This window comes from Acidovorax sp. ACV01, assembly GCF_014851495.1.
Taxonomy (GTDB): domain Bacteria; phylum Pseudomonadota; class Gammaproteobacteria; order Burkholderiales; family Burkholderiaceae_C; genus Acidovorax; species Acidovorax radicis.
Genome location: NZ_JACUZT010000003.1, coordinates 390,058 through 406,142, shown reverse-complemented (window position 1 = coordinate 406,142; position 16,085 = coordinate 390,058). Strand labels below are relative to the sequence as shown.

13 protein-coding genes are annotated in these 16,085 nt (G+C 67.4%); 7 read left to right on the top strand and 6 right to left on the bottom strand.

What is annotated here, in order from left to right:
* Window positions 1-26: 26 nt before the first annotated feature.
* From IB243_RS10525 to IB243_RS10505, 5 genes are all read right to left on the bottom strand, one after another.
* On the bottom strand, window positions 27-554 hold the full coding sequence (locus IB243_RS10525; RefSeq protein ID WP_192426837.1) for a GFA family protein: 528 nt from the start codon (window positions 552-554) through the stop codon (window positions 27-29).
* A 31-nt stretch (window positions 555-585) separates the two neighbouring features.
* Window positions 586-1,902, bottom strand: coding sequence for an RNA polymerase sigma factor (locus IB243_RS10520; RefSeq protein WP_192426835.1), 1,317 nt, complete (start codon window positions 1,900-1,902; stop codon window positions 586-588).
* Between the two features lie 19 nt (window positions 1,903-1,921).
* Window positions 1,922-2,329, bottom strand: coding sequence for a VOC family protein (locus IB243_RS10515; protein WP_010464999.1), 408 nt, complete (start codon window positions 2,327-2,329; stop codon window positions 1,922-1,924).
* Between the two features lie 62 nt (window positions 2,330-2,391).
* Complete coding sequence (locus tag IB243_RS10510) at window positions 2,392-2,928, bottom strand: SRPBCC family protein (protein WP_057271194.1); 537 nt, start codon at window positions 2,926-2,928, stop codon at window positions 2,392-2,394.
* 43 nt (window positions 2,929-2,971) lie between these two features.
* A complete protein-coding gene (locus tag IB243_RS10505; RefSeq protein ID WP_010465001.1) occupies window positions 2,972-3,385 on the bottom strand; it encodes a YciI family protein in 414 nt (137 codons plus the stop codon).
* Between the two features lie 262 nt (window positions 3,386-3,647).
* Between IB243_RS10505 and IB243_RS10500 the strand changes: the two genes are divergently transcribed.
* The 4 genes from IB243_RS10500 to IB243_RS10485 all read left to right on the top strand — a co-directional run bounded on the left by IB243_RS10500 (window position 3,648) and on the right by IB243_RS10485 (window position 12,300).
* Window positions 3,648-7,607, top strand: a complete 3,960-nt coding sequence (locus tag IB243_RS10500; protein WP_192426833.1) for a WG repeat-containing protein — start codon at window positions 3,648-3,650, stop codon at window positions 7,605-7,607.
* A 203-nt stretch (window positions 7,608-7,810) separates the two neighbouring features.
* Window positions 7,811-9,829: a TonB-dependent siderophore receptor gene (locus tag IB243_RS10495; protein WP_225584884.1), complete on the top strand. Its 2,019-nt coding sequence runs from the start codon at window positions 7,811-7,813 to the stop codon at window positions 9,827-9,829.
* A 3-nt stretch (window positions 9,830-9,832) separates the two neighbouring features.
* Window positions 9,833-10,378: a YfiR family protein gene (locus tag IB243_RS10490; RefSeq protein WP_192426831.1), complete on the top strand. Its 546-nt coding sequence runs from the start codon at window positions 9,833-9,835 to the stop codon at window positions 10,376-10,378.
* Window positions 10,375-12,300, top strand: a complete 1,926-nt coding sequence (locus IB243_RS10485) for a bifunctional diguanylate cyclase/phosphodiesterase (protein WP_192426829.1) — start codon at window positions 10,375-10,377, stop codon at window positions 12,298-12,300. Before IB243_RS10490 ends, IB243_RS10485 begins: the two co-directional genes overlap by 4 nt.
* 19 nt (window positions 12,301-12,319) lie before the next feature.
* On the opposite strand, the gene IB243_RS10480 is transcribed toward IB243_RS10485, so the two are convergent.
* Entirely contained in the window at window positions 12,320-12,682 is a 363-nt protein-coding gene (locus IB243_RS10480) for a YciI family protein (RefSeq protein WP_010465011.1), read from the bottom strand.
* A 428-nt stretch (window positions 12,683-13,110) separates the two neighbouring features.
* On the opposite strand from IB243_RS10480, the gene leuA reads away from it, so the two are divergent.
* The 3 genes from leuA (at window position 13,111) to IB243_RS10465 (ending at window position 15,911) form a co-directional block, all read left to right on the top strand.
* Entirely contained in the window at window positions 13,111-14,796 is a 1,686-nt protein-coding gene (gene leuA, locus IB243_RS10475; protein WP_192426828.1) for a 2-isopropylmalate synthase, read from the top strand.
* A 34-nt stretch (window positions 14,797-14,830) separates the two neighbouring features.
* Window positions 14,831-15,322 carry a GNAT family N-acetyltransferase gene (locus IB243_RS10470; protein WP_192426826.1) on the top strand — a complete coding sequence of 164 codons (492 nt, stop codon included), beginning with the start codon at window positions 14,831-14,833 and terminating at the stop codon, window positions 15,320-15,322.
* Window positions 15,323-15,401: 79 nt separating this feature from the next.
* A complete protein-coding gene (locus IB243_RS10465) occupies window positions 15,402-15,911 on the top strand; it encodes a C40 family peptidase (protein WP_192426824.1) in 510 nt (169 codons plus the stop codon).
* Window positions 15,912-16,085: the final 174 nt, after the last annotated feature.

Genomic DNA, 16,085 nt, shown 5'->3' with positions numbered 1-16,085 from the left:
TTCACCGGGAACCCGGTACGGCCCGCTCAGGCGGGGTCAAGCCCCATCGCCGTGCGGTACGCCGCAATGCGCGGCAGCAAGGTCTGCCGGCGCGCCAGGCTGGCCGCGGGCCACAGGGCTTCACGGTCGTAGTACTCCGCCACGGCCGGCGTGCCGGGCGGCAGCACCACCCACGGCTGTTTGGAGGCCGTGAAGATGTGCACATCGGGGGGCAGATGGTCGGGCGCATCGAGCGTGCCCACGCGCACAAAGGCCACCAGCGGCCCCGCACCCGCGTAGTGGCTCCACACCGCCACCTGGCAATGGGGGCAGCGCGCGACCTTCTGGCCAAAACCGCTTTCTGAAGGGGTGTCGATGAGCTCCACCGCACCCACCAGCGGCGTCACCCGGTCGGCTTCGATCATGGCGTTCAGCGCAAAGGAGGCCCCGCTTTCACGCTGGCACCAGCGGCAGTGGCAGCAGTGCACAAACAGCGGCGCGGTCTCCATGCGGTAGCGCACATGGCGGCAGGCGCAGCCTCCTTCCAGAGGGAACGCAAGGGTGGGGTGTGGCATGGTCGAAACGGCGTGTCAGTGAGGACAGGTTTCATTCTGGCGAAACTGCTGCCGCTCGGGCCAGCAGCAGGGCCTTTTCTTGGGCATTGCGCGTCAGGCCGGCGGCCCTTCCGAACTCCCCCCGGGCCTCGGCCTGGCGCCCGAGCTTGGCCAGCAGATCGCCACGCACGCTGGGCAGCCAGTGGTAATGGCGCAGGCTGGGTTCTGCGGCCAGTTCATCCACCAAGGCCAGCGCAGCTTCTGGCCCCAGGGCCATGCCCACCGCCACGGCACGGTTGAGCGCCACCACCGGGGACGGCGCCACCTGCAGCAGCGCGTCATACAGTGCCACGATGTGGTGCCAGTCGGTGTCTTGCGCGCGGCGCGCGCGCGCATGGCAGGCGGCAATGGCGCCCTGCAGGGCATACGGCCCCCAGGCGTGGCCAGCGCGCGCCAGCTGCTCCGCCTTGTCCAGCGCCGCCAAGCCCCGGCGCACCAGCAGCGGGTCCCAGCGCGCGCGGTCCTGGTCCATCAGCAGCACAGGCTGGCCTTGTGCGTTGGTGCGCGCAGGCAGGCGCGACGCCTGGATTTCCAGCAGCGCCACCAGCCCCTGCACTTCGGGCTCGTCGGGCACCAGGCTGGCCAGCACACGCACCAGGCGCTGCGCCTCGCCGCACAGCGCGGGCCGCATCCAGTCGTCGCCCGCCGTGGCTGCATAGCCTTCGTTGAAGATGAGGTAGATGACTTCGAGCACCGAGGCCAGGCGCGGCGTGCGCTCGGCCGCGCATGGCACCTCAAACGGGACTTGGGCGGCCGACAGGCTGCGCTTGGCGCGCACGATGCGCTGCGCGATGGTGGGCTCGGGCACGAGGAATGCCCGCGCGATCTCGACCGTGGTGAGGCCGCCCAGCAGCCGCAGCGTGAGCGCCACGCGCGCCTCGGTGGGCAGCACGGGGTGGCAGGCGGTGAAGATCAGCCGCAGCAGGTCGTCGCCAATGTCGTCCTGCTGTGCGTGCATGAGGGTGTCCACCACGTCGGGCGCGTACTGCGCTTCGAGCGCATCCAGGTCGTGGCCCAGCGCCTCGTTCTCGCGCGTGTGCAGGGCGTGCTGGCGCAGGTGGTCGATGGCACGGCGCTTGGCCGTGGTCATGAGCCATGCCGCCGGGTTGGCAGGCAGGCCGGTAGTGGGCCAGTGCTCCAGCGCGGCCACCAGTGCGTCCTGCGCCAGCTCTTCGGCCCGGCCCACGTCCCGCGTCATGCGCGCCACGCTGGCGATGATGCGCGCCGCCTCGATGCGCCACACCGAATCGATGGTGCGGTGCAGGGCATCGGCGCTGGCATCGGCATCAGGACTGCCGGGGTTTTGCATTGGTGGCCTCGATGAACGCTCAGCCCAGCGCCTTGCTGGCATCCACCATGTGCACGAACTCCCAGCTGTGGCCATCGAGGTCGTCAAAACTGCGCGAGTACATGAAGCCCAGGTCCTGCACCGGGCGCGGCGAGGTGCCGCCGGCCGCCACGGCCTTGGCAACCAGGGCGTCGACTTCTTCGCGGCTGTCGCACGAGAAGCACACCAGCACCTCGGACGTGGTGCGTGCGTCGGCGATCGTCTTGCTGGTGAAGGTCTGGTAGAAGTCCTTGACCAGCAGCATCACGTACAGGTTCTCGCCCACGACCAGGCAGGCGCCTTGTTCGTTGGTGAAATCGGGGTTGAACTCATAGCCCAGCGCGCGGAAGAACGCCTGCGCGCGGGCCATGTTTTCGATGGGCAGGTTCACGAAGATTTGCTTGTGCATGGGAGGCTCCTGAAGGGGTGAGAAGGTAAAGGGAAACAAGAGGTTTGGCAAAGGTGCGCTGTTCAGGCCGCCGGTTTTTGCGCCACGGCCTGCAAGTTGGTCAGGCCGTCCTCGAAGTCCTGCCCCACCATGCGGTCCATGTTGAAGAACAGGTGGGCGATCTTGGCGAGGTAGGGCACGGGGCCCTGCATGGCCCAGGTGACGCGTGTGCCGCCCGCCCCTTCGGGCTTCAGCGTGAACTCGACCTGGTTGTGGGCTTCGAACGGGGCCACAAAGTCGAGCTTCATCGCAACCCGCGCAGGAGCCGTGGCGTCGACGATCTCCATGCTGCCGGTGCCTACCTTGTCGCCCTGCCACGCATAACGCGCGCCGGGGCCTGTGGTGGTGGCGCTGTACTGGCCCTTGGCGGCAGGGTCCTTGCGCTCATACGGGTTCCAGGTGTTGAACTGGCGCAGGTCGTGGATGAGTCCGTACACACGTTCTGGCGGCGCGGGGATCACGCGGCTGCGCTCCACGCGGAAGGTGTCAGGGCGGGTGGCGGCGTAGGCCAGCAGCAGCGCAATGGCGGCGAGCAGCACGAGGGCGATGGTCTTGATCATGGTGTGGTCCTTGAAGAGGTTCTGAATAAAACGGGGTGCGACATCAGCCGCGCAGGGCTTCCAGGTCGCGGAATTGCTCCACGCCGTCGATGCCCGCAAAGTCCTCCATCTCGAACAGCTGGCGCACTTCGATCTCGGTATCCAGCCCTTCGCCGCGTGGGTTGGGAAAACGGCGCGTCCATTCCAGTGCCTCATCGCGGCTGCGCACCTGGATCAGCGTGTAGCCCGCGATGAGTTCCTTGGTTTCGGTGAACGGCCCGTCGGTCACGGTGCGACTGCTGCCGCTGTAGCGCACGCGCCAGCCCTGTGCGCTGGGCTTGAGGCCGCTGCCGTCCAGCAACACGCCGGCATGGGCCAGTGCTTCGTGGTAGCGGGCCATCTCGGTCATGAGGGCCGCAGTGGGCATGCAGCCTTGTTCAGATTCCGTGGTGGCTTTGACGATGATCATGAATCGCATGGTGGTTCTCCTCGGGTTACCAGTGGCGGGCCATGGCGAAATCCGTGGCCTTCACCAACACGACGAACGAACCTGCGGCAGATCGACATCTTGGGGACCGAATGAGGGTTTTTACCTAGAAAAAAGATGTCTGGCAGGCTGGAGAGGGTCGTCAAGGCCTTCGGTGAAGACCGCTGTGGCGTATCCGCCAAGCCGTGCAAATGGTTACCGGCCATCGCGATATGCCTCGGTAGGATGCCCCGCGAGGGACCCCGACCACACAATGACCAGCCACAACGACACCGAACCGACACCCCCCTGGCTGGCCAGCATCCCGCTCACGCCCAGCCACCAGACCCTGGCGCTGGTCATCGTCCATCCGGGCCGGGCCGTGGTGCCCCCCGAAGGACTGGCCGAGGTGCTGCGCTTCTGGGCTGACGGGTGTGGCGGCTGGATCGGCGCCGCCCGGGCTGCCAGCGGGCTGTGGGGCTACATCGATGGCGAAGGCCGGTGGCGTGTGCCGCCCACGCTGCAGAACGCGCGCAGTTTTTCCGAGGATGGGCTGGCGCGTTTTTGCGACGGCGGACGCTGGGGCTTCGTGGACCTGGCGGGAACGGTGGTCATCCCCCCCGCGTTCGACAACGCCCAGCCGTTTCGCAACGGTTTGTGTGCGGTGCAGATTGGCCAGGATGCCTGGCGCATCATTGACCGCGCGGGGCACACCACCGGTGACGAGGTGTTCCACGAGCTGAGCCCGTTTGGCACCAACGGCCTGGCGCGCGCCACGCTGTGGAAGAAGGCGGGCAACCAGCGCACCCAGGGCTTCGTGGACCGCACGGGGCGCTGGGTGATCGAGCCACGCTTTCGCGATGCGCGGCCCTTTGGCGAATCCAGCGCCACAGCCGCCTCGCTGGACGGCGACACTTACGGCCTCATCGACGCACAGGGCCGCTGGGTGCTGGAGCCCCGCTACCCGCGCATCGACGCCTTCAACGCCGAGGGCCTGGCCTTCTTCGACGAACCCAACGCCTGGGACAACGGCCATGGCTACCTCAACGCGCGCGGCAAGGCGGTTGTGAAGGGCGGGCGCCACCTCTCGCGGCGCATGGCCTGCGGCGTGGCCGCCAACAGCTATGACGGCACGGGCTTTCTCATGGCAGACGGCAAGCCCCTTGCGACGCCGCCCCTGAGCTACGGAACGGACTTCTCCGCGGAAAGCGGCTACGCCGTGGTGCGCACCGCCGCCGCCGTGCGCAAGGGTGCGGCCGATGCCACGGCAGCCGCCCCGGCGCACTGGGGTCTGCTGCACCCGGACGGGCGCTTCGTGCCCGCCCCCGACCACTTGCTGGAGCCGCTGACCGATGGCGAGGGCTGGCTGGTGGGACACCCGCCGGACACGCCGCTGGTGCCCTTTCTGACCCGCGACGGGCAGCTGGCTTTTATCGACGGCGAGGGCATCGTCGCCTGGCGTGCGCACTACGACGGACAGCAGGTGGCCTTGCTAGACGCCGAGGGCACGCCCCTGTGGCGCAGCGGCGTGCGCGAGAACTGCTGGCCCCCAGGCCCGTTCTTCAACGCGCCGCTCACCGAGCACCTGGAAAACCTGGAATCACTCGACGGCATCGTGCCGCTGGCCATGGACCTGCTGGCCGATGCCGAAGCCCGGCTGCACCGCTTGGCCGCAGGCGACGAACTCGCGCCCGACGAACCCGCCGACGGCGAGGAGGACGACGACGACGAGGCGAAAGACCCCGACCAGATGCAGGCCGACCGCACCGTGGTCGTGCGGCGGGTCATGCGCGCGTACCTGAGCGAGTCGCACAACGGGCCTTACGAGTTTTTGTGCACCGACCTCAACCGCGCGGTGGACGAAGCCCGCTTGGCCATGGTGCAGCAGCTGACCGTGCGCTTTGGCGCTGCCGACCCCAACCCGGAGCACGCCGCACCTTGGCACCGACGGGGCGACTACACCCAGGCCTGGCCTGTGGCGCTGGCCAAGCCCCTGCCAGGCGACGGCGGAGCCCTGCACGAGGCGCGCGAGCAGTGGCTGACGCTTTACAAGCATTCGGATTCGGGCGACGGCGATGTGTGGTGGGAGCTGTGGCTCATGGCCGCGCCCAGCATCGACGCACTGCAACTGGCGCAGCGCACCCGCACGGCGGCCCCCGCCACGGCACCGCCCAGCGACGACGACGAGCCTGAAGGTCCCGACAGCGATGGCCCGGCATTGCACAGCCAACCGCCCGATGACGCATCGGCCACGCACCCACCCCAGACCCTTGACGGGTGGCTGCAGGCTGTGCGCAGCGACCGCTACGCCATCGCCCATGTGCCTGCGCAGTGGCTGGACGATGCCATGGTGGACGCCGCCCTGGCCGCGAACGTGGCAGCGCTGGAATATGTGCCTGCGGCCTGGCAGACCCCCTCGCGGCTCGAAGCACTGGTGCGCCGGGGCCTGCGCGAGGCGGCCGACATACCGCCCGAATGCATGACCGCCGGAGCCCTGGCCCTGGCACGCAGCCTGTATGCCGGCCAGCCCGAATGGGACTGGCGCGACGAGCGCAACAGCCGCATTCCCACCACCTGGGACCACAACAGCCTGTGCGACGTATGGGGCTGCCTGCTCACGCCAGAGCTGGCGCTCAAGGCCGTGCGGGCGCAGGCGCCGCTCAAGGACCTTGCGCACTGGCTGCGCACCGATGCGGTGGAGCAGGCGGCACTGCAAGCAGACATCTACAACATCAGCTACATCGACCCGCACAAGATCACACCCGCGCTGGCCGAGCGCGCGGTGAGGCACGACTATGGTTGCCTGATCGAGCACATCCCGGCCGGGATGCTCACCCCCGCGCTGTGCCTGGCCTCGGCGCGCGCCAACGGCCTATCGCTGGACAAGATTCCACTGGCGCTGCGCAGCGTGGATGTGTGCGTGGCCGCACTGCACGACCGCTGGGACATGTTTCCCTCCGTGCCCGCGGCGCTGCGCGAGGAAGTCACCACCCGACTCGTCGAGGACGACCTGGCCCAGGCCCACCGGGACGGCGAGCCCCGCGAGGGCAGCCACTGGCATGTGCAACGCGCCTGGGTGCGGCTGTGGGCGGGTGACCTTGAAGGCGCCATCGCCGACGCGCGCCTCAGCCTCGACCGCGTGCGCCACGAAGAGCATCCGCGCTACATCCTGGCCAGCGTTTACCGAGCGCTGGGCCGTACCGAGGAGGCCGCACTCGAAGCCTCTACGGTGTTGTCGCTGCAGTCCCCGTACACCGCGCAATGGGACGATGCCGAGGACACCCGCTGGCTGCAAAGCCTGGCACAAACCCAGGCCCATGCAGCCGACGACGCCACGCTGATTGCACAGCTGCAGTCGCACCCGCGCACGCTGGCCGATGTGCCGCGTGAACGCATCACCCACGCCATGGTGGACGCCGCGCTGGCCGCCGATGAAGACACCGTGCGCTTTGTGCCCAAGCGGCTCATGACACCCGCACGCTACGCCACCGCACTGCGGCAGGGTGTGAAAAGCTTTGCGCAAATACCGGCCGGGATGCTCAGCGAGGACGCCTGCATCGCCCACGTCCAGGACGGTGGCTGGCACCTGGAGCAGGTGCCCGAGACCTTGCGCACCGTCGCTGTCTGTGCGCACGCGCTGCGCCGCAGCCCCAGCGCGCTGGAACACGTGCCCGAATCCCTGCGTGCAAAGGCGCGCGAAGCGATGGCCCAGCTTCCCCCGGATGCGCAGGAAGAAGACCGGCCACGCGCGGGTGGTGACCTGGGCGACTGGTTGTCGCGGCGCGTGGTGGGCTCGGCCCTGCAAGGCCAGGACACCACGGCACGCAGGCTCCAGCACAAGGGATTTCTGGCAGCGTTTGTGATGCAGGCCGCACTGACCGCCAAGTCAGACACGCCCCCCACCCTCCGGGGGATGGCGGGGTGGTTCGAGCAACGGCCGGTGCTGGCACTGGTCGCCCACCTGCTGCTGGGCCTCGCAGCCTTGGTGGGCCATGCGTTCGTCTCGGTCGCGGCCTGGCGGGCCGAGGGCCCGTGGATCGGGCTGGGCACCTTTGCACTGATGGGCTTTTCGGAGCTGTACTGGGCGTGGCGTTTTGTGGCTTCCAGCCCCTGGAGCCCTTGGCTCGCTATCACCGCGGCCCTGGTGGTGGTGTACGTGTTCGGCTGGCGCCGCCTGTACCGCCGCGTGGGGCAGGCATTTGCGGCCCGTGAGGGCTCTGCACACGCAGAGTAGGCGCAGGCCCCTGAAAGGGGCATGGCACCGGGCAGGCAGTGCCCATCTTTTACATCTTCCCTAGGGTCATCACTGATCCCTAGAGGGCCTGTGGAAGCCCGGCGATTGATACACTTTGTAAACATTTCGCCCCACCGATTCACGAACCTCCAGAACGCCAGGGCCCGCATGCGCGGGCCCCCACCACAGCGGGTGCACAGCCCATGAAAAGAGGATCGGACCCACGAACGACGCAGCGGGCACAGCGGGTGGCGCTGGCGCTGCTGTGCGGCTGGACATGCCATTCAGCTGCGCAGGAGGACATCGCCCAGCTTCCGCTCGAGCAGCTCATGCAAATGGAGGTCCGGACGGCCAGCCGGTATGCGCAAACCGCCCTGGAAGCACCCGCCGTGGTGAGCGTGGTGACCGCAGACGACATCCGGCTTTTTGGCTACCGCACGCTGGCCGAAGTGCTGGGCAGCATGCGCGGGCTGTATGTCTCGTACGACCGCTCCTACCACTACCTCGGCACACGCGGATTTGCCACGCCGGGCGACTACAACACCCGGGTGCTGCTGCTGGTCAACGGGGTGCGCTTCAACGACAACCTCTACGACCAGGCCACCATCGGCACGGATTTTCCGCTCGATCTGGACCTGGTGGACCGCGTGGAATTCGTGCCCGGACCTGGCTCGGCGGTATATGGGGCCAATGCGTTCTTTGGCGTGGTCAACGTCATCACGCGCAACGGCCGCCAGCTGGCCGGGCCGCAGCTCAGTGTGGAGGCTGGCAGCCAAGGGAGCGCCAAGGCCCGCTTCTCGCTGGGAACGGTGGACACCCAAGGCGGCGACTGGCTCGTCGCGGTGACACGCTCGAGCAGCCGGGGCGCCGACCAGTATTTTTCGGCGTTCGATGCGCCCGAAAGCAACCACGGCATCGCACAGCGCCTGGATTTTGACCGCAGCACCCAGCTGTTTGCGCGGATGCAGCGGGAAGGGCTGACGCTCACCCTGGCCCATGGCGAGCGCACCAAGGGCACGCCCACAGCCTCGTTCTCCCAGGCATTCAACGACCCGCGCTCACGTTACATCGACACCACCACCCGCCTGGCGGCCGAAATGACGAGCCAGCTGTCGCCCTCGCTGGCATTCACCGGCCGCGTGCATGCGGGGCGCTACCGCTTCGTGGGCGACTACGCGTACGACTATCCGCCCCTCACGCTCAACCGCGACATCGGCACCGGGCAATGGTGGGGCACCGACGGGCAATGGGTCAGCACCGCAATTGCCCGCCACAAGCTCGCGTGGGGCATTGACTACCGGCGCGATACGCGCGTCCAGCAACTCAACATCGACCTGGATCCACCCGCGCAGTACCTCGACGCCAGCCGTACAGGCGATGCACTGGGCATCTACGTGCAGGATGAATTTGCACTGGCCCCCACGCTCACGTTGCACACCGGGCTGCGCTGGGGCAAGCAGTCCGGCAGCGCGGGCAGCTTCCATCCACGGCTGGGTCTGGTGTATTGGTGGAGCCCCTCCACCGCCCTCAAGCTGCTGCATGGCACGGCCTACCGGCCGCCCAATGCCTACGAGCGCGACTACCGCGTGGACCTGCCCGGCGGCATCATGAGCACCACCAACCTGCTGCGGTCAGAAAAGGTGCGCACCACGGAGCTGGCACTCGAACACGCCCCCACCGGCGCCACCCGCATGCTGCTGACGGCGTTCCGATCGCAGGTGACCGATCTGATCTCGCTGGGCGATGCCAACGTGCCGGACAGGCTCACGTTCAGCAACACCGGCCGCGTGCGGGTTCAGGGCCTGGAAGCCGAGGTGGAGCAGCGCTGGCAAGGCGGCTCCCGCCTGCGCGTGGCCTATGGCTGGCAAAAGGCGCGTGACACCAGCACCCCGGAGCCACTGACCAATTCTCCCCGGCACCTGCTCAAGGCACAGTGGTCGGACACCCTGGCGCTGGGCGCGCAAGGCCCGGGCAAACCGGGTCAGTATGCGGTGGAGGCCATTGCCGTAGGCGCGCGCAGAACCCTCACGGGTTCGCGCCTGCCGGGCTCCATCGTCACCAATATCGTCTACACCAAGCGCTTTGCGGATGTGGACGTATCGATGGGCGTGTACAACCTGTTCAACCACCGCGCTGCGGACCCCGCCTCGTACGAGATCCGCGAAGCGTCGATCCGGCAGGATGGACGGACCTACCGGCTCAAGCTCACCTACGCGTTCTGAGCCATGCACAACGCCATCCGACTGCGCAAGATGCTGTGGATCGGCCTGTGTCTGCTGGGCGGGGTGGGTGGCCTCGCGCACGCCACCGATCCCGTGGAGGAACTCGACCTCAAGGCAGCCTACATCTTCAACTTCATCCAGTTCATCGAATGGCCCGATAGCGATATGGCCGCGGGCAACGAGCTGTCCATCTGCGTGTCTCCCTTCAGTCCACTGAAACGCCCGCTGACCGCGCTGGAAGGCAAACCAACCGCCAAAGGCCGCACCGTGCGGATCAAACTCCTGGAGTTGGCGGGCATCCGCCACTGCCGCATGCTCATCCTCCAGAACGCAGACGTGGAGCAGGCATTGCGAATGCTGCGGACACTGCCCCCGTCCCACGGGGTCTTGACGATTGCGGATGAACTCACCTTCGTCAACCCGGAGATCGTCATCGCCCTGGCCCAGCAGGAAGGGCGTATCGTGTTTGGCATCAGTCCCGACGCCGCCGCCAAGGCCGGCCTCACGATCAGCTCCAGACTGCTGCGGCTGGCCAAGGTGAACCGATGAAAACCCAGGCCCCCGAATCTCAGGCCCCGATACCGGCACCACCGCTGCCGCCCGTGCTGCTGTCGTCCAGGCTGGTGGTGACAGGCATTCTGGCAGCAGGCTTGGCGCTTTTGACCGTGGTGCTGGCCCTCACCGGGCTGGACTACTGGAGCACGCGCCAGTCCATGTTGCAGGACAGCCGCGTGGAGGCCTCCATCGTGGCAGACAACATCGCGGCCGCTGTCATGTTCCGTGATGCACGCACCGCCACCGAAATGCTGGGGGCGTTGAAATCATCGCCCATGGTGCTGGGTGCCAGCGTGTATGACGTGCGGGGCCTACCGCTGGCGCAGTACACACGCAGCCCGGACGAGAACTTCCCCGCCACGCTGGCGGCCGCTGGGATGGGAGGGATGGCCGAGCGTGCGGGCCTGCGCGTCCTGGAGATTGTCCGGCCAGTCGAAACGGCGGGCGTGGCATCGGGAACACTGTACTTTCGCAAGTCGATGAGCGCGGTGTACTCCCGCCTGGCCATCCGCTTTGTCAGCGCGTTGCTGATTGCCGGGTGTGTGATGGCCCTGGCGGCCGCCATGGTGCTGCGCAGCCGGGCGGCCGTGCGCAATGCCGAAAACCGCCTGCATGCGCTCGCCCATACCGATGCGGTCACAGGCACCGGCAACCGGCATGCCTTCAACGAACGCCTGGGCGCAGAGATCGAAGCGGCCCGGGGCCTGGGCACCCGCGTGGCCCTGGTGTACATCGATCTCGACAATTTCAAGACCCTCAATGACACCTTCGGGCATGCGGCCGGAGACGGTTTGCTGCGCCAGGTGGCAAGGCGCCTGCAGTCCGTGGTGCGCAGCACCGACGCGATCTCGCGCCTGGGGGGCGACGAGTTCGCCGTGATCCTGCCGTTGGACATGGACGACGCGGCGCTCAATACCTATGGCCAGCGGATCGTCGGCACCTTCCTCCATTCGTTCACCGAAGTCGGCCAGCAGGTGACCGTGACCTGCAGTGCAGGCATCGCCACCTTCCCGGGCGACGCGGCCGACATGGACGGCCTGGTCAGCAATGCCGATACCGCCATGTACCGCGCCAAAGAGATGGGCAAGAACCGCTGTGTGCGGTTTGACGCATCGATGAACCAGGCGGTGGTTCGGCGCCAGGCCATCGAGCACGCGCTGCGCGCTGCGCTGCAGCGGGGCGAGGGCCTCGCGCTGCACTACCAGCCGCTTTTTGCCGCCACCGACCGCGCCCTGGTGGGCGCCGAGGCACTGCTGCGCTGGTCGCATGCAGAGCTGGGCAACGTCTCGCCGCTGGAGGCGGTGATGGTGGCCGAGGACTGCGGCCTCATCGTGCCGCTGGGCTACTGGGTGATGCGCACGGCCTGCCGCGATGCCGCCCGGTGGCAGGCCGGCGGGCCGCTGCGGGTGTCCGTCAACATCTCGGCCCGGCAACTGGGCGACCCGCAGTTCCTGGAGCGCGTGATGGACATCCTGCGCGAAGAGGGCCTGCCCGCCCACCTGCTCGAAATCGAACTCACCGAAACCGTGCTGATGGACAACATGGAGGCTGGCGCTCACACCCTGCACCGCCTGAGCCAGCTGGGCATTCACCTGGCCATTGATGACTTTGGCACCGGCTACTCGTCCCTGGGCTACCTGCGTCAATTGCCGATGCGCCGCCTGAAGATCGACCGCAGCTTTGTCAAGGACCTGCCCGGCCAGGAACACAGCCGCACCATCGTCACCGCCATCGTGGCGCTGGCCCACGGCCTGGGGCTGCAGATCACAGCCGAAGGGGTGGAAACGCCGGAACAGGCCGACTATCTGGTGCACCAGGGCTGTGACGTGCTGCAGGGCTACCTGCTTGCGCGGCCCATGCCGGTGGAGCAGTTTCAGGCCCTGCTGCAGGAACGCACGGCGCGCCGGGGGGCGTGAAAAGCGTCAGCGCAGCACTTCACGTTGCCCCGTGGTAACACGGTGCCACCTCGCGCACCTCGATGGTGGCCCATTCGGCGGCCGGGCATTCCCGGGCAATGGCCACCGCCTCGTCACGCGTGGCGCAGTCGAGCAGGTAGAAGCCGCCCACCATTTCTTTCGTCTCGGCGAACGGGCCATCCACCAGTCGGGTCTGCCCCTCGCGCACTTGCAAACGCACGGCCTGTTCGGTGGATGCCAGGGATTCGGTGGCGCGCAGCAGGCCCCGGGCCTGCAGGCCCTCGCCAAACCGCAGCATGCGGGCATAGGCCTCTTGCCCGCCCGCCAGCCCGCGCTCGGCCCGCTGGCCGTGGGGTTCCATGATGATCAGCATGTAGGGCATGGGAGGGTCTCCTGACGAAGCGAAGGCGAAGGGGGCAAAGCGAAAGGCGCCATCCTACCAGCAGCATTCACTACCATTTTGATAGCTATTAGCGCTTATCCATCAAGCGCTAGCGGCGATTTTTTATCAAAACCTTGCGCGCCGCAGCAAGCCTGTGCTATCTTCGAACCCCTATGCAACGCAGCATGCTCCTACCCACCCTATCGCTAAGCCTACTAGTGCTTGGCCGGGGTCTGCCTGCGTTCGCCACCGTTGCCTGACTCGCTCAGCGCAACACCTGATCTCCCCCTGACCCCGGCCCGCGAACCAGCCTTTGCACACGCAAAGGGCTGCAGGGGATGTCACACGTTTTGTTTCTTTCATTTCGTCTGACCCGTGCACCGCGCATTTCTTCCAGCGCACCGCACACACCGTTCGTGGAGCCTCTCATGATTGCCAAGCCCGCCACCAAGTACCAGCCCATCGCCCCGGTCGCATTGACCGACCGCCAGTGGCCCACCCGCAGCATCACCCGCGCGCCCGTGTGGCTCTCCACCGATTTGCGCGACGGCAACCAGGCGCTGTTCGAGCCGATGAACGGCGAGCGCAAGATGAAGCTCTTTGAGGAGCTGGTGCGCATCGGTTTCAAGGAGATCGAGGTCGGCTTTCCGGCCGCGTCGCAGACCGACTTCGACTTCGTGCGCCGCCTCATCGACGAGGACCTGATCCCCGACGACGTGACCATCATGGTCATGACCCAGTCGCGCGAGGACCTGATCGCGCGCACGGTGGAGGCCGTCAAGGGCGCGCCCCGCGCCATCGTGCACCTGTACAACGCCACAGCCCCCGCCTGGCGGCGCATCGTGTTCGGCATGAACGTGACGCAGGTGATGCAGCTCATCGCGCACCACGTGGGCTACCTGAAGCAGCTCACCGACGCGCAGCCCGCCACAGAGTGGACGCTGCAGTACTCGCCCGAGACCTTCAGCGCCACCGAGCTTGATGTGTCGCTCAAGGCCTGCCAGACCGCCATCGCGGCCTGGAACGCCGGGCCCGGCCGCCCCATCATCATCAACCTGCCCACCACAGTGGAGAACGCCACGCCCAACGTGTTCGCCGACCAGATCGAGTGGATGGACCGGCGCCTCGCCCCCCGCGAACACATCACGCTCTCGGTGCACCCGCACAACGACCGCGGCACCGGCGTGGCCGCAGCAGAGCTGGCGATGATGGCCGGCGCCGACCGCGTGGAAGGCTGCCTCTTCGGCAACGGCGAGCGCTGCGGCAACGTGGACATCGTGACGTTGGCGCTCAACATGTACACGCAGGGCGTGCACCCGAACCTCGATTTTTCGGACATCACCTCGGTGGCGCGCATTGCCGAGGAATGCACCTCGCTGCCCGTGCACCCACGCCACCCCTACGCAGGCGACCTGGTGTTCACCGCGTTCTCGGGCTCGCACCAGGACGCGATCAAGAAGGGCTTCGCCGCGCAGGACCCGAGCGCGCTGTGGGAGGTGCCGTACTTGCCCATCGACCCCGCGGACCTGGGCCGCACTTATGACAGCGTGATCCGTGTGAACAGCCAGTCGGGCAAGGGCGGCATCGCCTTCTTGCTGGAGCGCGAACACGGCGTGGTGATGCCGCGCCGCATGCAGGTGGAGTTCAGCGCCGTGGTGCAGCGCCAGACGGACGCGAGCGAAGGCGAGATGAGCGGCGAGGCACTGTGGGACCTGTTCCAGGCCACCTACCTGCGCGCCCCAGCCCAGGCGACCATCATCTGCCACAGCCACCGGCTCGATGAAGACGGGCAGGGCATCGAGCTCGACGTGACCATCGACGGCACGCGCCAGCATTTGCGCGGCCAGGGCAATGGGCCGATCGCCGCCACGGTGGATGCCCTCGGCCTGCCGCTGCGCGTGGACCACTACGAAGAGCGCGCCACCGGCACGGGCGCCAACGCCCAGGCGCTGGCCATCGTGGAGGCTGCGATGGAAGGCGTGGCAGGCTCCACCTTTGGCGCGGGCATGAGCCACAACATCGTGACGGCGTCGGTGCTGGCCATCGTGAGCGTAGCCAACCGGCTGGTGGCTCGGCGCCCGACGCAGCAGCAGGCCACGACCACCATCGCCTGACCGCGCACCACAACATCCCCTGATACGCCTGGCCATGAAAATTCGACCAGCAAACTCAGGGGATGCGCCAGGAATCAGTGCGCTCATCCTGTCCGTAGCGCACTTCTTCACCCTGGACCCGGAGGGCCGGGGGGCAGAGGATTTCCTGCAGTCCCTGCAACCCGATGCGGTTGCCGCGCGTCTGGCTACGGCGGCGTTCACCACCTGGGTTGCGGTGGTAGGCAGAAACGATCTGGCGGGCGTGATCGTGGTGCGCGATGGCAGCCATCTTTTTCATCTGTTCGTCGCTGAGCCTTTCCAGAGGCGGGGCTGGGCGCGGCAATTGTGGCTGCATGCGTTGTCGCAAACACGCCACGGCGCGCGCACTACGGTCAACGCCACACCCTTCGCACAGGGCTTCTACGAACGCATGGGGTTCATTGCCACCGGGCCTTCGGTGCAGACCCGGGGTATCGCCTTCGTGCCGATGGTGCGCGAAGGCGATGGTGAAAACCGCACACCACCGAACGCCCCCGCCCAGCACTGAGGCCGCAAACACCGCAAAAACCGCTCGGTGACATGGGGAACCTCCTCAGGCGCGCCACAACTCCATTACCCTTGCGTCCATGCGCGTTTTTCACAGTCTGGCTTTTGCAGCCTGCACCGCCGCCCTGCTCGCCCTGACCGGCTGCGGCACCTCACGGCCCCCATCGACTTCATTCCCATCTTCGTCCGCGCCCAGCCGCACGACCCCGCCGCTGACGGCGGACCAGGCACACGACATTGCGATCCACGCGCTGGGGCTGGTGGGCACGCCCTACCGCTACGGCGGCAACACGCCCGACTCAGGCTTCGACTGCAGCGGGCTGATCGGCTATGTGTACCGCAACCAGGTGGGCACGCCACCGCCTCGCACGGTAGCTCAGCTCAACAGCTGGGGCTACCCGATCGACGGCGCCGAGTTGCGGGCCGGAGACTTGGTGGTGTTCGGTACCGGCCGCCAGCCCAACCATGCGGGCATCTATGTGGGGGAAGGGCGTTTTGTACATGCGCCCTCCACCGGCGGCACGGTGCGGCTCGACCAGCTGCAGTCGCGGCACTGGTCGCGGCAGAATGCGGCGTTCCGCAGACCGTAGCGGCTCCCCCTGAGTCGCCTTCGGCGCCTTCCCCCTGAGGGGGACGACGCACTCGCTGCGGGGCGGCCCTTGCTCTGCGTCCCTCGCCTGGGGCGCGCCAGTCTTTACCGATGTCGCCCATGGGTAGAAAGGTGTTCGCCCGAATCTGCCTGCGGTGGCTGCCCCGCGCCGCGC

What these genes read in the sequence shown, in the direction of transcription:
- IB243_RS10485 (WP_192426829.1), top strand. Translation starts at nt 10,375, where the DNA reads ATGAAAACCCAGGCCCCCGAATCTCAGGCCCCGATACCGGCACCACCG.
- IB243_RS10490 (WP_192426831.1), top strand. Translation starts at nt 9,833, where the DNA reads ATGCACAACGCCATCCGACTGCGCAAGATGCTGTGGATCGGCCTGTGT.
- IB243_RS10510 (WP_057271194.1), bottom strand. Translation starts at nt 2,928, where the DNA reads ATGATCAAGACCATCGCCCTCGTGCTGCTCGCCGCCATTGCGCTGCTG.
- IB243_RS10480 (WP_010465011.1), bottom strand. Translation starts at nt 12,682, where the DNA reads ATGCCCTACATGCTGATCATCATGGAACCCCACGGCCAGCGGGCCGAG.
- leuA (WP_192426828.1), top strand. Translation starts at nt 13,111, where the DNA reads ATGATTGCCAAGCCCGCCACCAAGTACCAGCCCATCGCCCCGGTCGCA.
- IB243_RS10500 (WP_192426833.1), top strand. Translation starts at nt 3,648, where the DNA reads ATGACCAGCCACAACGACACCGAACCGACACCCCCCTGGCTGGCCAGC.
- IB243_RS10470 (WP_192426826.1), top strand. Translation starts at nt 14,831, where the DNA reads ATGAAAATTCGACCAGCAAACTCAGGGGATGCGCCAGGAATCAGTGCG.
- IB243_RS10525 (WP_192426837.1), bottom strand. Translation starts at nt 554, where the DNA reads ATGCCACACCCCACCCTTGCGTTCCCTCTGGAAGGAGGCTGCGCCTGC.
- IB243_RS10465 (WP_192426824.1), top strand. Translation starts at nt 15,402, where the DNA reads ATGCGCGTTTTTCACAGTCTGGCTTTTGCAGCCTGCACCGCCGCCCTG.
- IB243_RS10515 (WP_010464999.1), bottom strand. Translation starts at nt 2,329, where the DNA reads ATGCACAAGCAAATCTTCGTGAACCTGCCCATCGAAAACATGGCCCGC.
- IB243_RS10520 (WP_192426835.1), bottom strand. Translation starts at nt 1,902, where the DNA reads ATGCAAAACCCCGGCAGTCCTGATGCCGATGCCAGCGCCGATGCCCTG.
- IB243_RS10505 (WP_010465001.1), bottom strand. Translation starts at nt 3,385, where the DNA reads ATGCGATTCATGATCATCGTCAAAGCCACCACGGAATCTGAACAAGGC.
- IB243_RS10495 (WP_225584884.1), top strand. Translation starts at nt 7,811, where the DNA reads ATGAAAAGAGGATCGGACCCACGAACGACGCAGCGGGCACAGCGGGTG.